Here is a 19,422-nt window from a genome sequence, read left to right on the forward strand (position 1 = left end):
TGGCTAACGTCTTTTTCATTGAACAGTCAGGAATAAATACTTGCACTTACTTAAGTTTTACTTATAATAACTTGCGAAAATTAAAAATAAAACTTATACTTACTTAAAAGGAGGTGCATGTATTGTGTATCAAGAGGAAAGATTGTTAAAAATACTCGAATACTTGAAACATCACCAATCGATGAGTGTTACAGATATATGTACGCTGTTTGAAGTATCAAGGGATACTGCACGAAGGGATATTGTTAGATTAGTACAAGAAGGCGTTGTGATTCGAACTCATGGGGGGCTATCGTTACCTGAGTTACAGAAAGAAATGCTGTCTTATCAGGATCGTTTGATTGATGAATCCGAGAGTAAGAAAAAAATAGGGAAGTTTGGGGCAAAACTTATCCAAGACCATGAGACTGTGATTTTAGACGTATCAACCACGGTGCAATTTGTAGCGGAACAAATTAGCGCAAAAAATTGCACGGTGGTCACGCACTCGATTGATAACGTAGGGATCTTGTCCAATCGAGAGGATCTTCAAATCTATATTCTCGGTGGTTACTTGAATGTAAAGCACCGCTTTTTATATGGTTCTTCCATTATCGATAAACTAAGTGAAATTCGTGCTGATAAAGCCTTCATCGGAGCATCGGCGATCCGGTCTGATGGACTTTATTATCCATATGAAGAAGATGCCCGGGTAAAGAAAGAAATGGCCAGAAGATCTGATCAGGTTATCGTAGTAGCCGATCATACAAAATTTATTGGCAAATCTATTCATCGGCTGGACTTTGATTTCGTTGACATTTTAGTCACAAATCAGGAACTCCCGAGTGAGATCAGAGAAGTTCTGGATCAGAAGAACATCACTGTTATTGAGTGTCAGGAAGAAAATGAAGAGGTTCGAAAGCAAGACTGATAACCATCGGGAAGAGGAGGGTTTTTATGGATTATATTTTGCATAATGTACAAATGGCACTTCGCAACCGTATCGTTCCATCAGCCAATGTGTGGATTTCTGAAGGGAAAATCATGAGGGTAGACACAGGTGATCTTCCTACGCTAGAAGGGGAGTATGAACGGATTGATGGGAGAGGACATTTGCTAGTACCTGGGATGATAGATGTTCATATCCACGGTGCCAATGGCTTTGATATGATGGACGGTACTGAAGAGAGTATTCAAGAAGTTTCACGCCAATGTGCTTTAACGGGGTGTACCTCATTTCTGGCTACATCTGTTAGTTCTACGATGGAGGATCTTCTGGAAATGATTCGTAGTGTCAAGCGTGTAATAGGACAAGAAGTGGGAGCAAAGATCGCAGGGATTCACTTAGAGGGACCGTATCTGAACCCGAAGCGAAAAGGAATGCAGAATGAAAAGTATTTGCGGCATCCCAACATAGAAGAAATGAAGATCATTTTCCAGGAAGCAGGGTCACTCATTAAGATGGTTACTATTGCTCCCGAGCTGCCGGGAGGAATGGACTTGATTTCCTTTTTGAAAGAACAGGGAGTAGTTATAGCGATCGCTCATTCGGATGCCACATATGAGGAAGCCAAACAAGCCTTTGCATCAGGTGCGAGTCATGTGACGCATTGTTTTAATGGCATGCGGCCGATCCATCATCGAGATCCGGGTCTAATCGTGGCTGCTTTTGAAGAGAAACATGTAAGTCTTCAAGCTATTGTGGATAATGTCCATCTGCATCCTGCTATTATTCGACTGATTCATAACCTGAAAGGACCGGAAGGAATGGTCTTGATCACAGATGCTTTACAAGCAATGGGTATGGGCGATGGGAATTATCTATTTGGAGGCCATCATGTCACGGTTTCGGGTGGCATTGCAAGACTAGAGGATGGAACACTGGCCTCCAGTACAGTTACCATGAATGAAGCCTTACGTTATACTGTCGAAACCGGAATTCCCTTGATAGATGCCGTACAGATGGCTTCAAATACGCCGGCCAATATTCTTGGATTTCAACAAAAGGGGGAAATTTCCTCTGGTTTCGATGCCGACCTGGTCCTATTGGATGATGAATTTCAGGTTCTCTGGACGATGGTGGGCGGTCAAATTCTATAAATCACTATTATTTGCGATTCCACAGAGAAAGCCCATTAGATAAGTCTAGTGGGCTTTACATAAATAAACCCAAGAACCCCTTTTTTATAAGGGGTTCTTGGGTTGGGAAACGAAATTTCGACTTGAATTGGGATGAGGAAAGTGAGTGATTGTAATGGATGGATCCGCTAACGTATTGCCTTACAGAATCCATTGCCGATTTTGAAGAATTGGGCATTTTATTTTCTTTAATGATTGGTATTTCAGTGATTTTGCTATTAAGATTTAAATTGTTTGCGGAAGCAGAGTGGCGAGATGCCCATCACTAATTTGAAGGTTCTTCCAAAATGGGAAGTGTTATCAAACCCAACCATTCCCGCAATTTCAGTAACATTAAAAGAAGAGCCCACCAGCAAATCACGAGCTTCTTTAATACGGATGTTATTGATATATTCAATGAAGCTGAACCCGGTGGATTCTTTAAAAGTTCGGCAAAGGTAGGAAGAGCTTATGTCGAATTGCCGTGAAATCTCACAGAGCTTAAGCGGTTCCATATAATGTTGATTTACATAATTAACGATGTCTAGGACTTTCTTGTGTGTACGATTGGATTCCACCAATGGAGCGACAAGGCTGTCCAATAGTTTACGGTTAAGATAGAGGAGCAACTCTACCAATAATATTTGTTGATATTGTTCATACCCGCGGGCTTGCTTTTTCCCTTCCTGGATCATCTTCTGAAAAAGCTGTTCGATGAAATGCTGATCCTTTCCGGTCATCTTCAAAGCACGGTAATCACTTTTGAACAATTCGAGCAGATCCTCACATTGACCGCGGGTGCAGAATTGCTGCAGGAATTCTTTCTTAAAAAGCAGTGTAACTCGTTCATACATATTGCAGCCGGAATTAACCAGTTTGTGCCTTTCGTGAATATCCATAAATAGCAGTGTTCCGCCCGCAACCTGGTAGGTTCTATCGCCTATATAATAATAAAAATCCCCGGATATTAAATACAGAATCTCATAAGCATCATGATAGTGTCTTGAAGGCATGCTGGTGTATACCTGTTTCTTGCGGCTGACATCAAAAAGAGCAGACTCATAAAATACCGGCTTCATTCAGCACCTCCTAAGAGGATTGTAGACTTGATCTAAGGTTCATAGCAATATATGTATGAAAATTTAATAATTACAAGAAAATACGTGCTGTATAGTTAATTTTTCTGAGATAAGCTTGAGTGGAATTTATTAATCGTTAAAAAAGGAGGGGGGCGAATAGGTTTGGGGATAGGGTTCCTATTTCTAAAAGTTAAAGCGCTTATACTATTCAATTAAGGGAGAGATTGCGGTGCTTAATTCAACGAACAGTAAGGTTTTCAAGAAGATGAAATTTTCATTGATGCTCCTGCTCAGTTTTTCAATGATTTTTTCTTATGGCTCTCTGTCCAATACGTCTCAACAGAAAAGTTATGCGGCAGGGAACCCTAATTCTAATTTCTCCCCTGCAACACTTCAATTCTTACGTACCAACACAGGTCTGGATGGTGAGCAGTGGAACAATATTATGATGCTTGTCAACAAACCGGAGCAGGACGATCTGAACTGGACCAAGTTTTACGGATATTGTGAAGATATTGATGATAACCGCGGATATACGATTGGAATATTCGGTGCGACTACAGGCGGCTCAAATGATACCGGTCCCGACGGTCCGGATCTGTTCAAGGAATATGACGCTGCCAAAGGCGCGAGTAATCCTTCGGTTAAGGGAGCATTGGCCCGGATCGGTGTCAAGGGTTCGATGAAAGGGAAGATCCTCGAAATCAATGAAAGCGAAAAGAGTTTCTGCAAAAAAATCGGCAATTTGCAAAATGATCCCGAGTGGAGAGAGGCTATGTGGAAAACGTTCTACAATGTTTATATTAAGTACAGTGTGGATCAGGCCCGCAAACGCGGCTTTAACTCGGCATTAACGATTGGTTCCTTCGTGGACGCAGCGCTGAACCATGGAGCGACCGGCGGTTCTGAGACCCTTCAAGGGCTTTTGGGTAAATCAGGAAGCAGCACGGATGAGAAGACTTTCATGACCACATTCTATAAAGAACGGACCAAGATTGTGGATACGAATGACTACAACTCTCCGCCTAACGGAAAGAATCGTGTGAAGCAGTGGAGCAATTTGCTGAACATGGGAGAAACAGACCTGAAGGGCGCAGATTCGGCAGTACTTCAAGTTACCAACTGGAAACTCCAATAATAGGAGGGAGATGAGGCGAATGGACAACAACCAATCTTATCTCAAGAACAGATTCTCCAAGGTAATTAGTCTATTGGTTATAGGTTTGCTGCTTGTCATGGAACTGACCGGTTTTGTCTCAGCAGGAAGGGAAGGAAATGAGGAAGATCTTGCAAGTGAAGCAACTGCAGTTGAGGAAACGATTGCCCAGTGGATTTTTAAAGACAAAGGTGAGAACGGAGTATTTCCGGCTACCGGCGGGATATATCAAACAGCTTCATCCATTCGTGATGTAGGAACAAATACGGATGCATACACCTATGAGTCAGGTGAGAACAGCGTACGCAACCAGGGCTGGCATGAAGGAACGGGCATTAAGTACTGGCTTGCCACGGTTTCGACCAAAGGTTTCGAAGGTATCGACCTCTCTTCACAGCAAACATCTTCAAGTACAGGACCTAGGGATTTTAAGGTGCAATACAGTACGAATCAGCAACAATGGACAGATGTTTCGGGCGGCAAAATGGTTCTTGCCCAGAACAATTTTAATTGTTCCAATAATTCCTGCAAATTAACGAACCTCGCATTGCCTGCGGAAACAAACAATCAAGATGTACTCTATATCCGCTGGGTGGTAAACTCTGCGAAAAGCGTAAGCGGGGGAACGGTGTCCAGCTCAGGTTCAAGCAGAATCAAAGATGTGGTAATTAAAGGAACACGCATCAGCGGCGAACCAGGGAACACTCCCACACTTGAGGTAAATAAAACTCCCGCTTCAGGGGCTTCAGATGTTTCCCTTAACGCAGAGATTACAGTGAAGTTTAATAAAGCCATTAGTCTCGTTAGTGGTCATCAAGTTGTAATCACAGAAAATAATGTCCCTCTTACCAACATCTCTGCCTCGCCCCTCGGTCAAGACACGGTTAAAGTCAGCCATCCTAATTTTACTGCCGGCAAAACTTACAAGGTGACCATCCCTAAAGAACTTGTTAAGGGGACTGGGGACGGCCGGACACCGGACAACGATATTACTTGGAGCTTTAAGACGAAGTCTCCGGATACCGGCAACAAAACACCAACGCTGCTGAATATGACTTTTAATGGGGACCCCAAGACAAGTATCGCTTTTGACTGGTATACGGCCGAAACCGTAAGAAGTACAGTAGTGCAAGTAGTGGAGGCCTCCAAAGCCGGAGGAAGCGAATTCCCAGAACAGCTGGCAACTTCTTATGAGGGTAGTTCAACAATTATTGAAACCTTAATGACGTTAGGAGACAGAAGTTCCAAGAAGTATAAGAAGTTCGCCAGCCACAAGGTTATTGCAACCGGTCTTAAGCCTGGAACCAAGTATATGTATCGCGCCGGTAACGGTGATGTGGACGGCTGGAGCGAGACGGGTTCTTTTACCACAGACAAGGCGGATAATCAGGATTTCCATTTCCTCTATGTAACCGACACCCAAGGCTCAAGTAAATCCAATTTCGATCTGTGGCAGGATACTTTTAAGAGAGCTATTGAGAAAACGGTAGATCCAAAGTTTGTTCTTCTTACAGGGGATCTAACGGATGACGGTGATCTGGAGCAGCTGTGGCAGTGGTTCTTGGGTGTGCCGAAAAAAGAATTTGCCAATGTACCATTTGCGCCGATAATCGGCAACCATGAGATCGAGGATTATCCGAATAATAATTTTTATAACCATTTTAATCTTCCAAAAGATGTGGGGACTGGTGCTCATGACGGGTCGGTATATGCTTTCGAATACGGCGATGCCCTGTTTATGCAAATCAATTCCCAGTACGAAGGGGAGGTCAAGCCGTACAAAGCGGATATTCAGTTCACGAAGCAATTGGAATGGATGCGGAATCAGGTGGCAAGGACCGACAAGAAGTGGAAATTCGTCTCTATGCATAAGGGAGCTTATTCTTCAGGAGATAATGCTTCGGCAGAAAGCGAACGTGTAGAATTTTACCGGAAATATCTGATTCCTGTATTTGATGAGCTGGGTGTGGATATGGTGTTTGAGGGACATGACCATATGTATATGAGATCTTTTCAAATGCTGAACAACGTTCCGATTAAGAATGTCATTACCGATGAGCATGGAAATGTGCTGAATCCCAAAGGGACCGTGTATCTAATGGGGAACTCGGCCGCTTCGAAATTCTATGCTCTTAATCCAGACGCAGACACGTTTTTTGCAGCAAAAAACGATCAGCCCAATAAGAAAATGTTCCTGGATGTTTCCATTACAAGCGACGTGCTGAAAGTTACATCCTACACAGCAGTTAAAGATAAACCTCTTGCCGTCTATGATGCTTACAGTATTAAACGGACGGACGGCAAACCAGGCATAGTCGAAAATCCAAGCGCAGTAAGACAGTCAGCGAACCGTGCAGTTCTTTCGTGGAAAGCGCCAGCAACTAGCTCTGAGCCGGTGCGAGGTTACCGGATTTACGAGAAGAATGATAAAGTCAGCACGAATTGGAGCTTGTATGTGCCGGCGGTCAGCGGTCAGACAAGTTACAGCTATACTTTAAACGGCATAGATTCTGCCAAAGCCTACAATTTCGTTATTAAAGCAGTGGGGACAAGAAGTAATTCACTTCCAGCAGAGGCAGGAATGCAATGAATGGATAGATGTGGGGAATACGGGAGGTAGCGATCGTACTTTTTTTCAAGACCTCAATCTGCTGATCCGTTGTCTCATTTATTTCATTCGGTTATTCATACGTCGTTTGTACTGTGTGTGGACGGGACCGTCTAGAGCTGGTGAGAATTAGTCATCGCAGCCCTGGCATCAGGGCTGCTTTTTTTCTATTTAATATAAAAAGCATTGACAGCGAAGAAGCTGGAACGTAGTATAAGACTTATATGATAATGATAATTGTTATCAATTGAAACCTCTGCATAGAGCAGTGGTTTATTTGCTTTTCCCTCATTATAGGTTAAACCTATTACATCTATAGATATTATATCTTGGAACAATGAAGGACAGGGTGATATATTTATGTCATTCAAGAGCTTCACTTTTAAAGAAACTACTGAGGCTCTTCCAAGGACCGAACTTATGATGAGGTGAAAATGATGAGTAAAAAAACGATGTTTGAGAAAATTTGGGAAAACCACGTGATTCATCAAGAAGAAGGCAAACCAAGCATTTTGTATATCGATCTGCATCTGGTGCATGAAGTGACATCCCCACAGGCGTTTGAAGGTCTGCGTCTGAGTGGTCGTAAAGTTCGTCGCCCTGAGTTGACGTTCGCAACAATGGATCACAACGTTCCAACGAAAGATCGTTTTAACATTACGGATCCAATCTCCAAACAACAAATCGACACACTTTCACAAAACTGCCGTGACTTCGGCGTAAAACTGTATGACCTGGATACCATCGATCAAGGTGTTGTACACGTTATGGGTCCTGAGCTCGGCCTGACTCATCCAGGTAAAACGATTGTATGTGGCGACAGCCACACGTCCACACACGGTGCATTTGGCGCACTCGCATTCGGGATCGGAACGAGTGAAGTAGAGCATGTTATGGCAACCCAATGTTTGCAGCAAGCCAAAGCCAAAACGATGGAAGTTCGTTTTGTCGGCAAACGTAACCCGGGTGTAACGGCGAAGGATATGATTCTCGCAGTCATCGCCAAATACGGTACAGACTTTGCTACTGGATATGTTATTGAATATACAGGTGAATCGATCCGTGAACTGAGCATGGAAGAGCGTATGACCGTCTGCAACATGTCCATCGAAGGTGGAGCAAGAGCGGGCATGATTGCTCCTGATGAAACAACTTTTGAATATCTGCGTGGACGTGAATACGTACCTGCCGATGGCCAATTCGATGAAGCGGTTGCTGCCTGGAAAGAGCTTGTAACCGACGAAGGTGCTGAATTCGACCATGTGGTTGAAATCGATGTGGAATCATTGATTCCGCAAGTGACTTGGGGTACTAGCCCAGGTATGGGAACCGACATTTCTTCGAAAGTTCCTGTCCCGGCTGAACTGCCAACTGAAAACGAACGTAAAGCAGCTGAAAAAGCGCTTGAATATATGGGCTTGGAACCTGGAACACCAATCTCCGAAATTCCAATTGATTATGTATTTATCGGTTCATGCACGAATGGACGGATTGAAGATTTGCGTGCTGCTGCACAGGTAGCCAAAGGTCACACCGTATCCAGTAATGTTACAGCGATCGTTGTACCAGGCTCGGGACGTGTTAAAATTCAGGCGGAAAAAGAAGGTCTGGATAAAGTGTTCACTGAGGCTGGATTTGAATGGCGTGATGCAGGATGCAGTATGTGTCTGGCAATGAACCCGGACGTATTGAAACCCGGACAACGTTGTGCTTCGACATCCAACCGTAACTTTGAAGGGCGTCAGGGACGTGGAGGACGTACTCACCTCGTATCTCCTGCAATGGCGGCTGCAGCAGCGGTTAAGGGACACTTCGTTGACGTACGTGACTGGAATTTCAAAACGGAAGCAGCTATCTAACAACGAACGGATTGAAGGGAGAACGAATGATATGGAAGAATTCAAAACACTGCAAGGCATCGTTGCACCGGTAGACCGGGTCAATGTAGATACAGATGCAATCATTCCAAAACAATTTTTGAAACGGATCGAACGGACCGGATTTGGACAATTTTTGTTCTACGAATGGCGTTTTGACGAAGAGGGTAACAACAATCCTTCTTTTGAAATGAATAAACCTCGCTACGAAGGGGCATCCATTCTGATCTCACGGGCCAACTTTGGTTGTGGATCTTCTCGTGAGCACGCACCATGGGCCATTATGGACTACGGTTTCCGTTGTGTAATTGCACCATCGTATGCGGATATCTTCTATAATAACTGTTTCAAAAACGGGATCTTGCCGATCAAACTTTCCGAAGAGCAGGTTGAAGATCTGTTCCAGCGTACAGCTACACATGAAGGCTATGAGATGAATGTGAATCTGGAAAACAAAACGATTACAGATGCATACGGACTGCATATTGATTTTGATCTGGATGAGCATCGTCGCCAATTCCTGTTGCAAGGATTGGACGATATTGGTCTCACGCTTCAACATGATGACGAAATAGGGGCTTATGAACAACGCCACGCGGCAAAGCTGTTTGGACAAACGGCCTCAGTCTAATCTTTCATCTGTAATTTGTATTTCAAACCTCCAATCGTGCAGGGAACTTCACCATTCCTTGGACCGAATTGGAGGTTTTTTTGCATTTGGCAATGATGCAATTATGTTTTCGAGTTATAGGATATTCCGACTAAATATGACAACGTTGTAACCGGATGAAGTGACAATATCTGATAAACTGATTAGTAGATTATGGAAGGGTAGATAGAGTCGAGTGTTGCATCACTGCGAATCAGGTCGAAGGTTCAAAAGACAAACAGAATGGTGGTTGATGTATGAAGAAATGGTCGGCAGCAGTCTTTGTTTTTCTGTTCCTCTGTTTATTTCCTGTCATGGCAAATGCCGATTCGTCTCCCTCGATTGTGCTGGACGGTGTGACCATTAACCAGCAGTCGGGAGCTCCAGCCGAGAATACTGGCAAAACCGTGATGGTGCCCATTCGGATCGTCTCTGAAAACCTCGGTTATCAGGTGAAATGGGAGAAAGCCACTCAGACTGTTCGTATTCTCAAAGGTAACAGCAGTATCCAGATGACGGCAGGCGAAGATGCGGCCACCGTGAATGGAAATCGGGTGAGTCTCGATTCTCCGCCTCTAATTAAACAGGGGACTACACTGGTTCCGCTACGTTTTGTCGGTGAAGGCATGGGTCTTCAGGTGGGATGGGACAATGGAACCAAGACAGTAAGCCTATCAAGTATTCCTCCTGTAGCAGGTACCGAAGGTGAAAATGACCCAGTGGAGGCTCCTGAACCAGAAGGTCTGTCTGAGCTTCAAAGTATCAGCTTCGGCGGGGATCGTTTAATCTTGGCGACGAACGGGAAAATCACACCGAAGGTTTCCAGTCTCAGCGGACCTGATCGTATCATCGTAGATCTGCCCGGCACCACATTTGCTAAGGAGTTCATCCAGGGACAGGCTTCCAATCCGGATGGCAGCGGAACTCTTCTGGTTACGGATTCATCGCTGGTTTCCAAGGTGCGATATGCAATGTTCAGCCAAACGCCTTCAACGGTGCGTGTGGTCCTTGATCTGAGTCAGGTGGCGACTGCCAAATGGTCACTGGGCGAGAACAACGTGTTGCTTGTTGACCTTGCGGCGAGTAATGGAGAACCAACAAGTCAGCCTGCTGTGCCAACCAATGATGGCAAAAAGGTTGTCATTATTGATCCAGGACATGGTGGACGACAGTCAGGGGCCGTCAGTGTGACAGGTGCCTATGAGAAGGACTTTAATTTGGCTGTGGGACTCAAAGTTCAGGCACTTCTGCAACAACATACGGAGATTCAGACGGTGATTACAAGGCAGGATGATACGGAATTATCCCTGCAGCAGCGTGTAGATATTGCCCAGCTGAATCAGGCGGATATTTTTGTGTCGATCCATGGAAACAAGTTTACAACTCCTGTTCCTAATGGAATTGAAACGTTGTACAGTCGTAAAGATAGCAAGGATTTGGCCGATGTTTTGCATAAGCATGTGTTGCAGATTACAGGATTTAAGGATCGGGGAGTCAAAACGGCAAGTCTGCATGTAACCCGTGAAACGACGATGCCCGCAGTTCTGATTGAACTTGGATTTCTGAGTAATCCAGCTGATGAAGCAATGATGCTGACTGAAGATTATCAGAACAAATGTGCACAGGCCATCGTAGACGGAATTGTAGAATATTTGGGTCTTTAATGTGTGTTGTGCGCAAATATGAAGGTCAGGGTAGTCCGTTGTTTCGAGATGCATAATTGATAATTAAGGAAAAATTCAGACAATAAAATGTAGAAAAAGCTTGATTTGACAACGTTTTTTTTCTGTTATGTTGGAATATATTCGCAACTTTTGAGAGTACGAGGCGTCTAATAGGTGTCTGGTAATGCCTCAGTGGTCAGTCGGAGCTGAAGGTTCACAACATGCGGCAAAAAAATATGAGAATGGTAGGGGTGAAGGATGAAGAAGTTCGGTTTTTTGGTACTGTTATTTGTCTTTGGGCTCGTTTTCCCGGGCTATAGTCATGCAGCAGCAGATACGCACATTATCCTAGATGGGAAAGAAATTGTGCAGCCTACGGATGCCAAAGCGGAAATCATCAATAGCAGCGTGATGGTTCCGATTAGGGTTATTTCGGAGAGCCTGGGATATGGTGTGGACTGGAAACAGGCAACAAGCACCGTGACTATTAGCAAAGACAACACTGCCATGCAGATGATTGTTGGACAGAAGACGGCAACGGTGAACGGCAGTAACGTGAACCTGGATGCCCCGCCACTCGTGAAAAATGGAACCACACTTGTGCCTTTAAGGTTCATTGGTGAGCAAATGGGTCTTAAGGTGGGTTGGAACAATACAACGAAGACGGTAACATTAGTTACCCAGAATTCAGGTTCCGGAAACGGGACAACCACTCCTCCGAACTCTGGTAATGATGGTGGAGGATCGGATCAGGATGGTCTTGTACTGGTGAACGGCATCAGCTTCAGTGACAACCGCTTTTTGATTGCAACAAGTGGAAATACGAAGCCGAACGTCTTCACGATGACAGGACCGGATCGAATCGTTATAGACTTGCCAAATACCGCATTCGCTGACTCTTTTAGTGAAGGACAAGCTTTGGACAGCAACCAGAATGGACAGCTTGTCGTGAGTGGATATCCGGATGTGTCGAAGATTCGTTATTCCTTGTACAGCAATAGTCCTTCTACTCTTCGTTTTGTCATTGATCTGAGCAATGCCAAAGGTTATGACGTGCAAAGTGACTCAGGTCTGGTTATGATTGATCTGAACAAAGAAGGCACTACAACACCGCAACCTCCTGTTGGAAACAACGGCAAAAAAGTTGTTGTTGTAGACGCTGGACATGGTAATCAGGACCCGGGAGCCATCGGTGTAACCGGCAAGAAGGAAAAAGACTTCAATCTGGCAATGGCTCTGAAAGTGGAAGCATTGCTGAAAAAAGAATCTAACATTGACGTTGTGCTGACGCGCAGCGATGATACATTTTTGGCTTTGAGTGAACGAGTAAAGATCGCAGAAAAATTGAAGGCGGATATCTTTATTTCGATTCATGCGAACAGTGGGTCTGCAGCGGCAAACGGTGTGGAGACGTATTACACCCGTTCGAATAGCAAGGCATTGGCTACGGTGATGCACAAGTATCTCTTGCAATCATCTGGTCTGAAGGACCGCGGAGTAAAAACGGCAAGTCTCCACGTAACCCGTGAAACAACGATGCCGGCTGTTTTGCTGGAAGCCGGTTTCCTGAGCAACAAGAGCGATGAAGCCGCATTGTTCACTGAAAGTTTCCAGAACAGTGTAGCCAAAGGGATTGTTGCAGGGATCAAGGAGTATCTGGGAATTAAATAAGGGTTCAACCCTTATGATCAGGAGGCGGAGTTAGAATGAACAAAAAATTATGGATTGCAGCGCTGCTGGTAACGGTTATGACAGTTGCTGCTGGATGTGGAAGCAAGCCAACAGCTGCTCCAGCTCCAAATCAGACTCAAGGTGCGGGAACAGAGAATAATGCGCCTGAGGATCAGAATGAGACGGATATTACTGAACCTGTAACTGTGGATCCGGAGGATACAACAACAACGACACCGGATAACACTGAAGGCACTACGGAGGGTACAACGACTCCATCGAGTGGAACTACTTCAGAGAAACCTGGAACTTCCGAAAGTAATGAGAAGAAGACCATTGAAGTGTACTACACAGATCTAGAAGAGTTGGAATTGCACAAAGCATCGGCAGATATTTCTTACGCTTCGGATGAAGCCAAGTACAAGGCTGCGTTTGCGGCGCTACAACAAAGCAAGGACGACAAACTCGTTCCGCTTTGGGCGAAAGAAATTGAATTGAAATCTGTTCAGTTTAAAGATGGCGCGCTTACCCTGGATATTCACATGCCGGATACAGCACGTCTTGGTGCAGGTGGCGAAGTGTTTGCCATTGATGCTTTGAAGCAAACATTCTTCCAGTTTGATGAAGTCAAATCACTTGATTTGCTGGTAGATGGCCAGCAATCCGAGAGTTTGATGGGCCATGTGGATCTTGAGCATCCAATGACACGATCCGAATAGGTTGTACAGCATGTTGTTTTACCGTGAATCTGCGGAATATCGGCCGTTTTACATGAGAGAGGGGAATCACAGGTGACTTTTAAATATAACAATCCATCACACTCTAAAAAAGTAGTTTCAGCCGTGCTTGCAGGCATGATGGCCCTTAGCGCTGGCGGAGCTGCCATGGCAGCAGAATCAACAGATACGGGGCAAGGCCAGACTGCAACTGTAAGCAATACAGCTGCACCAACCGGTTTGTTCAGTGATATCAAGGTCGGATATTGGGCTGAGAAACATGTGTACAAACTGGCCTATCAAGGCATTCTTCTCGGTAACAACGGCCTGTTCCGTCCAGGAGACGCGGTAACACAGCAGGAAGCTGTGACGATGGCGATCCGTTTTATGAACAAGGAGAACCAGTTGAACGACAGCACGGCTACGGCATTACCGACAAATATGGAAGTGGGAAACTATTTCAAGCCATATGTCGCTTTGGCGCTTCAACTGGGACTGATAGATAAAACCGAAGAATCTACTGTGGATGTATCCAAAACATCCTGGGGGCAGAAGCAGGCATCACGTGAATGGATTACAAAATTGCTGATTCGTTCGTTGAACAAAGATGCTGAAGCGAAAGCACAAAACAATCAATCTACCGGATTTGCAGATAATGATAGCATTTCCGAAAGTGGCAAAGGGTACATCAATCTGGCTGTAAGTTTGGATCTGGCCAAAGGTGTAGAAGGCAACAAGTTTAACCCAACGGGCTCTGTAACTCGTGCCCAACTTGCTACATTCTTTAGCCGCGGCGAAACGTTAACGGATACGAAGTATGCGAACACATTCACGGGTTATGTAACTGGAATAAAAGATGGGCAGATTACGCTTGTTGTGGACGGAAAAGCTGTTAACTTCGCAGTGAACAGCAGTACGCCTTACTTTACAAAAGACAGTGAATCCCGTGCATCGTCTGCGGATGTGAAGCTGTATACAAAAGTTCAGATTGTAGGTACTACCGGTACGGCTTCCTATGTCGAAGTGGTCGATGCTACGCCGCAGGTAGAAAGCGTTGAAGGTACGTTTGCTCGTTCATTATCAGGTAATAAAATTGGCTTGTTTGTAGGCGAGAATTATGAAACGTACGGCTATGATGAGGCAACAGCATTTATGGATCAAAATGGAAATGCAATCAAACTGTCTGATATTACAGCAGATAGCACCATTGAAGTACAACGTGAGACGTTCTCGGCTGACAAAAAGACAGTTGTTATTCGTGTGAAGTCCGGTATTGTCAACAAAAGTGATAGTGGTGTCGTTGCTGAAGTAACGACTTCTGCCAAAACGGTTAAGCTTACCAATGCAGCCGGAACTACAGAGCAATACACGTATAACGATAATCTGATCATTCGATATCAGGACCGAATCCTTTCCTTGGCTGAGCTCAAAGCGGGAAGTGCAGTGAAGTATACGGTGAAAGACAGCATCCTGCAAACGATCGAATTGTCGCAAGGTGTAGAGCAGTCTTTACGCGGTACACTGGTGGAGATCGGTGGTAACCAGTCCACACTGACGTTTAAACGTGAAGGTGGATCGCTGGAAGCGAAGCTGCTGGTAGAAAAGCCTGAAGTAGTCATCAACGGAATCCAGGATGCAACGCTGAATGATCTGATTACGGACGCAACCAATGGAGATCAGGTTGAGCTTACGCTAAACTCTGAAGATCGTGTGACGCGCATTCAAGTAATCGGACGTCAGATGGAGCCAATGAACGGGGTTTCCGTTGTATCCTACAACAGTAAAACAAAAGTATTGACGGTTCTCGACAGCAATAAAAAACCGTTTGTATTCACGCTGGATGACAAAACGAAGCTGGACTACAACACAACGAAGCCTACACTTGCTGGATTGGAGTCTTTGTTAAATGATGGTCGCAAATTGGATCTGACGTATGTGGGAACTCGTGCGCTATCCGTTAAAGTGATCTACAAATACGAAGGCACAATCAGCAGTATTGATACTTCGGGCAGAAAAATCAGTTTGTTGTCTGGAAACCAAACGATCACGGTGCCGTACTCTACGGTTCCAACAATTGAGATCTACAACAAATCTGGAGCAAGTCTGAGTGATCTGAAGATCGGTGATAGTGTCACAGTTACGCTTGGTTCGAATCAGGACTATGTGCAGAAAGTGGCTTTGAACACCGTGGCTCAATTTGAAGTAGTCTCTGTAGAAACCAATGGACGTGTTCGCGTGAAATCGGACTCGCTGACAAGTCAGTTCTATGTCGATCAAGCGGTTTTGACAGGAGAAAGTGGTCAGACCATTACGGCGTCACAATTGACAGCGGGCAACCTGATTAACGTTACATTTGAGGGAACTACGCCTAAAGCGGTTCAAGTCGTTAAACGTACGCTTGCGGAGGTTACATCTGTTGATGCTTCCTCAGTTACACTGAAACTATTCAATGGTCAAAGTGAGACGGTTCCTGTTAGTGGTTCTGTAAAAGTGGTCAAATCAGGATCTACGTTAACCACTCTTGGCAGTCTCACTGTAGGTGACCGTGTTGAGATGACAAAGGATACGGATAATTCCACCCGTTTCAGAGTGTTGACGGTCATGAGCAAACAGTTCTGGTCTTATGATGGAGTCGGTAACCAAATTTTGGTTAAACGTGAGTCCACATCTGACACGAATTATCGTTTTGCACTGGGTACAGGCGCATTTGTTCACCAGGGTGACAACACTTTAAGCGTGCAATCTCTCAAAGATAATGATAATATTGTATTGTATCTCCTGAACAACGTTGTACTGGAGATCCAAAAACAGTAATCGTTTCTTTTCGAGGATCAAAAGAATGACCGTCTTGATGCGGGATCTTTCCCGTATCAGGACGTTTTTTTTGCAAGATTTTTGGGGTCCCCGCAAAGTACTCGAAAGAAGCTTCGAAGTAAGGCTCCACCTCGTGGAGTCATTTTGTGGGAGGTAGCTCTTCATGAATGCAGCCACTGTTAGGCATATACTCGAAACAATGGAAGCGATGTTTCCTGATGCACATTGCGAATTAAATCACAGCAATGCGTTTGAATTGACTGTAGCCGTCCTATTGTCTGCCCAGTGCACCGACGAAACGGTAAACAAGGTAACCGCAGACTTGTTCAAAAAGTACACCAGTCCTGCCGATTATCTGTCTGTTCCTCTCGAAGAACTGGAACAGGATATCCGGCGTATCGGTTTGTACCGAAACAAGGCCAAGCATATTCAGAACATGTGCCGAATTTTAATAGAGCAGTATGGCGGTGATGTACCGCAGGAACATGATCAGCTTGTGACGCTCCCTGGTGTCGGGCGGAAAACTGCAAATGTCGTTGTATCCAATGCATTTGGAGTCCCGGCAATTGCGGTGGATACGCATGTTGAACGTGTATCCAAAAGGCTGGCACTAGCAGGTTGGGATGACTCCGTACTTGAAGTCGAGAAAAAACTGATGAAGCGCGTACCCCGGGATGAGTGGACTTTAACTCATCATCGGTTCATATTTTTTGGACGCTACCATTGCAAGGCACAAAACCCTCAATGTCATGTCTGTCCATTGCTGGACATATGCAGAGAAGGTAAAAAGCGTATGAAAACGTCCCAAATCAGGAAAGATAAGGAACGTGCCACAACCCCAAAACGAAAAATAAATTAATGAGTAGAAGAGGATGAGTAATCATGAAATGCATTTCCGTGTACACTGACAATTTTGAGGCCTTCTCCGATATTTTCGAACAAATCGTTGAACAGGAAATGGCTGAAAACGAAGAAAAAGAAGTAGAAGGCATCACTGTAAGCCATTCTGGCGATGTGCCTGAACATTATTTGGAGCGTATGTCCACGAAACCAGAAGTGGTTGTCATGAGAGACAAAGGTCGTGACATTACGATTCTGCAGCATGGACAAGTATTTGAAATTTTGCTGCCTTCGATGGAGAACGCTGTTTCTTAAGAGATTTGGAATAATAAGATATGCTGCTTCTATGTCACTGGGTTATCCTTTTGAAGGTGATCCCATTGGGCATGGACGCAGCATGCTTCTTATGGAATACAATCGTTTCACAGATAAAACCGACAGGATCGGTTTTATTTTTTTATGTGGAGAATTGCGATGTGAAAATTTCTTTGTCAGTCATCTTGCATTCAAACCGTTCAATTTCAAACTTGATAATGGTAAAATAAATGAATTATAAGATAAAGACATCGGACCAGATGTCAAATTAGAGGAGCCAGGGGGAAGGCCAGTCATGTCCAGAACAGATTACCCAGTAGAGATGGCCAAACCTCTGCTTCCACTGCGAGAAGCGATGGAGCAGACAGGGGACCATACAGCTGTACAGGCTTTAACGGATTTGATCAGTAAGGCGGAAATGAAACAGTTAACGATTGCGTTTTGTGGACACTTCTCGGCAGGCAAATCGAGTCTAATTAATAGTTTATGTGGCAAGCGGGTTTTGCCTTCGAGTCCTGTACCTACAAGTGCGAATGTTGTATCCATCCGTAACGGTGAGCCGAGAGCACTTATTTATACGTCATCGAACGTAAGCGCTGACAATTCAGCGGGAGTACTTGAGGTTTCGCCAGAACAATTGGAAGAGTATTGCAAGAATGGTGGGGCATACACCTCCATTGAAGTATGGGACGACATTCCTCTACTGAAAGATGATGCGGTATTACTTGATACACCAGGCGTGGATTCGACCGATCAGGGGCACAGCCTAGCAACACATTCAGCACTTCATCTTGCCGATGTGGTGTTCTATGTGATGGATTATAACCATGTGCAATCGGAAAGCAACCTTTCTTTTGCCAAAAGTTTATCCGATTGGGGCAAACCGTTGTTTCTTATCGTAAACCAGATTGATAAACATCGGGAACGGGAGCTTTCGTTTGACCAATATGTTGAAGGTGTAGAAGCTATTTTTGCAGCCTGGGAAGTCCGGTATGATGGTCTGCTGTTTACTTCGCTTCGGGACAAGGAGCATCGTTACAGCCAGTGGAAGCAGCTTCCTCAACTGATTGAACATATGATGAATGAGAAGGAAGGGTTAATCAAGCACAGCCTTGCAAGCTCTGCGAGCCATGTGACCGAGCAGCATCTGACAAGACAGGCGGAAGAACGCGAAGAGGAAGAGACAGCGCTCCTGGAGGAAGTAGGGGGCAAGGAAGGTATTGAACACCTGGAACGGGAGTTGGGTCTCCTGGATCAAAAGGAAGCAGAACTTCGTTCCAAACCATCACGGGAACGGGAGAAGTTTCGGGCGGAGTTGGAGCCCCTTCTGGCAAATGCGAACCTAACCCCTGCCGATATTCGTACCTCTGCGGCGGCCTATTTGGAGAGCCGTAAACCCGGTTTCCGGGTAGGCTTATTGTTCTCTGGTGGCAAAACCGAGCAGGAGAAAACGCGTCGTGCCGCTGAGCTTGTGAGACTTCTGCATGATCAGGTCTCGGGACAAGTAGAAGTGCATATCCGTACCATGCTTAGACAGTTGGGCGAAGCCCATCAGCTGTGGGGTGCTGAGTGGGAGCAGGCGCTGAATGCGGAGCTGCCTACAGTAGATGAAGCACTGCTGGAGATGAAACGGAGTGCCAGCGCAGAAGTATCTCCCGAGTATGTGCTTCAATTCAGCAAAGATATACGGGGCGAGATTGAGGCCCGTTACCGCAGGTCGGCCATGATGCTGGCCGACCGCTTGCTTGAAGCGCTGGGCGCGCAAGGCGAAGCCGCGCTCCAGGCGCTGGACGCCAGCCGCGCAGCGCTGCTGGCGCAATCCGCGTCGGCGGCGCGCTACACGGCGCTACAGGGCGCCGCCGACGCCGAGGCAGCAGGGCTGCGCAGCCTGCTGCCGCCTGCGGGCACCCTCACCTCCGGGCTATTGCCGGAGGTG

Annotated in this window: 14 protein-coding genes; 13 read left to right on the forward strand and 1 reads right to left on the reverse strand. The window is 45.3% G+C overall.

Features of this window, described 5'->3' with window-relative positions:
* Nucleotides 1-124: 124 nt before the first annotated feature.
* On the forward strand, nucleotides 125-910 hold the full coding sequence (locus tag A6049_RS22650; protein ID WP_176854453.1) for a DeoR/GlpR family DNA-binding transcription regulator: 786 nt from the start codon (nucleotides 125-127) through the stop codon (nucleotides 908-910).
* Between the two features lie 26 nt (nucleotides 911-936).
* A complete protein-coding gene (gene nagA / locus A6049_RS22655) occupies nucleotides 937-2,079 on the forward strand; it encodes an N-acetylglucosamine-6-phosphate deacetylase (RefSeq protein ID WP_063566818.1) in 1,143 nt (380 codons plus the stop codon).
* A 257-nt stretch (nucleotides 2,080-2,336) separates the two neighbouring features.
* On the opposite strand, the gene A6049_RS22660 is transcribed toward nagA, so the two are convergent.
* Complete coding sequence (locus tag A6049_RS22660; protein WP_063566819.1) at nucleotides 2,337-3,176, reverse strand: AraC family transcriptional regulator; 840 nt, start codon at nucleotides 3,174-3,176, stop codon at nucleotides 2,337-2,339.
* A gap of 229 nt (nucleotides 3,177-3,405) precedes the next feature.
* Between A6049_RS22660 and A6049_RS22665 the strand changes: the two genes are divergently transcribed.
* The 11 genes from A6049_RS22665 to A6049_RS22720 all read left to right on the forward strand — a co-directional run.
* Nucleotides 3,406-4,314, forward strand: a complete 909-nt coding sequence (locus tag A6049_RS22665) for a chitosanase (RefSeq protein WP_240321519.1) — start codon at nucleotides 3,406-3,408, stop codon at nucleotides 4,312-4,314.
* Nucleotides 4,315-4,333: 19 nt separating this feature from the next.
* Complete coding sequence (locus tag A6049_RS22670; RefSeq protein ID WP_063566820.1) at nucleotides 4,334-6,922, forward strand: metallophosphoesterase; 2,589 nt, start codon at nucleotides 4,334-4,336, stop codon at nucleotides 6,920-6,922.
* 455 nt (nucleotides 6,923-7,377) lie between these two features.
* Nucleotides 7,378-8,799 (forward strand): 3-isopropylmalate dehydratase large subunit, encoded by a 1,422-nt coding sequence (gene leuC / locus A6049_RS22675; RefSeq protein ID WP_063566821.1) that lies wholly within the window; start codon nucleotides 7,378-7,380, stop codon nucleotides 8,797-8,799.
* 31 nt (nucleotides 8,800-8,830) lie between these two features.
* On the forward strand, nucleotides 8,831-9,448 hold the full coding sequence (gene leuD / locus A6049_RS22680) for a 3-isopropylmalate dehydratase small subunit (protein WP_063566822.1): 618 nt from the start codon (nucleotides 8,831-8,833) through the stop codon (nucleotides 9,446-9,448).
* 275 nt (nucleotides 9,449-9,723) lie between these two features.
* Nucleotides 9,724-11,130, forward strand: coding sequence for an N-acetylmuramoyl-L-alanine amidase family protein (locus tag A6049_RS22685; RefSeq protein WP_063566823.1), 1,407 nt, complete (start codon nucleotides 9,724-9,726; stop codon nucleotides 11,128-11,130).
* Between the two features lie 258 nt (nucleotides 11,131-11,388).
* Entirely contained in the window at nucleotides 11,389-12,801 is a 1,413-nt protein-coding gene (locus A6049_RS22690; protein WP_063566824.1) for an N-acetylmuramoyl-L-alanine amidase family protein, read from the forward strand.
* 35 nt (nucleotides 12,802-12,836) lie between these two features.
* Nucleotides 12,837-13,520, forward strand: a complete 684-nt coding sequence (locus A6049_RS22695; RefSeq protein WP_063566825.1) for a GerMN domain-containing protein — start codon at nucleotides 12,837-12,839, stop codon at nucleotides 13,518-13,520.
* Nucleotides 13,521-13,592: 72 nt separating this feature from the next.
* Nucleotides 13,593-16,331 carry an S-layer homology domain-containing protein gene (locus A6049_RS22700; protein WP_063566826.1) on the forward strand — a complete coding sequence of 913 codons (2,739 nt, stop codon included), beginning with the start codon at nucleotides 13,593-13,595 and terminating at the stop codon, nucleotides 16,329-16,331.
* Nucleotides 16,332-16,494: 163 nt separating this feature from the next.
* On the forward strand, nucleotides 16,495-17,190 hold the full coding sequence (gene nth / locus A6049_RS22705) for an endonuclease III (RefSeq protein ID WP_063566827.1): 696 nt from the start codon (nucleotides 16,495-16,497) through the stop codon (nucleotides 17,188-17,190).
* Nucleotides 17,191-17,213: 23 nt separating this feature from the next.
* Nucleotides 17,214-17,486, forward strand: coding sequence for a hypothetical protein (locus tag A6049_RS22710; RefSeq protein ID WP_024630585.1), 273 nt, complete (start codon nucleotides 17,214-17,216; stop codon nucleotides 17,484-17,486).
* A 295-nt stretch (nucleotides 17,487-17,781) separates the two neighbouring features.
* On the forward strand, nucleotides 17,782-19,422 hold a 1,641-nt coding region (locus A6049_RS22720), incomplete at its 3' end, for a dynamin family protein (RefSeq protein ID WP_205412037.1).

The sequence above is a fragment of the Paenibacillus sp. O199 genome (genome assembly GCF_001636635.1).
In the GTDB taxonomy this organism is placed as follows: Bacteria; Bacillota; Bacilli; order Paenibacillales; family Paenibacillaceae; genus Paenibacillus; species Paenibacillus marchantiae.

Excerpts from the sequence above, each read along its gene's own strand:
- leuD (WP_063566822.1), top strand. The coding sequence starts at position 8,831 with ATGGAAGAATTCAAAACACTGCAAGGCATCGTTGCACCGGTAGACCGG.
- A6049_RS22710 (WP_024630585.1), top strand. The coding sequence starts at position 17,214 with ATGAAATGCATTTCCGTGTACACTGACAATTTTGAGGCCTTCTCCGAT.
- A6049_RS22695 (WP_063566825.1), top strand. The coding sequence starts at position 12,837 with ATGAACAAAAAATTATGGATTGCAGCGCTGCTGGTAACGGTTATGACA.
- A6049_RS22660 (WP_063566819.1), bottom strand. The coding sequence starts at position 3,176 with ATGAAGCCGGTATTTTATGAGTCTGCTCTTTTTGATGTCAGCCGCAAG.
- leuC (WP_063566821.1), top strand. The coding sequence starts at position 7,378 with ATGAGTAAAAAAACGATGTTTGAGAAAATTTGGGAAAACCACGTGATT.
- A6049_RS22685 (WP_063566823.1), top strand. The coding sequence starts at position 9,724 with ATGAAGAAATGGTCGGCAGCAGTCTTTGTTTTTCTGTTCCTCTGTTTA.
- A6049_RS22670 (WP_063566820.1), top strand. The coding sequence starts at position 4,334 with ATGGACAACAACCAATCTTATCTCAAGAACAGATTCTCCAAGGTAATT.
- nth (WP_063566827.1), top strand. The coding sequence starts at position 16,495 with ATGAATGCAGCCACTGTTAGGCATATACTCGAAACAATGGAAGCGATG.
- nagA (WP_063566818.1), top strand. The coding sequence starts at position 937 with ATGGATTATATTTTGCATAATGTACAAATGGCACTTCGCAACCGTATC.
- A6049_RS22690 (WP_063566824.1), top strand. The coding sequence starts at position 11,389 with ATGAAGAAGTTCGGTTTTTTGGTACTGTTATTTGTCTTTGGGCTCGTT.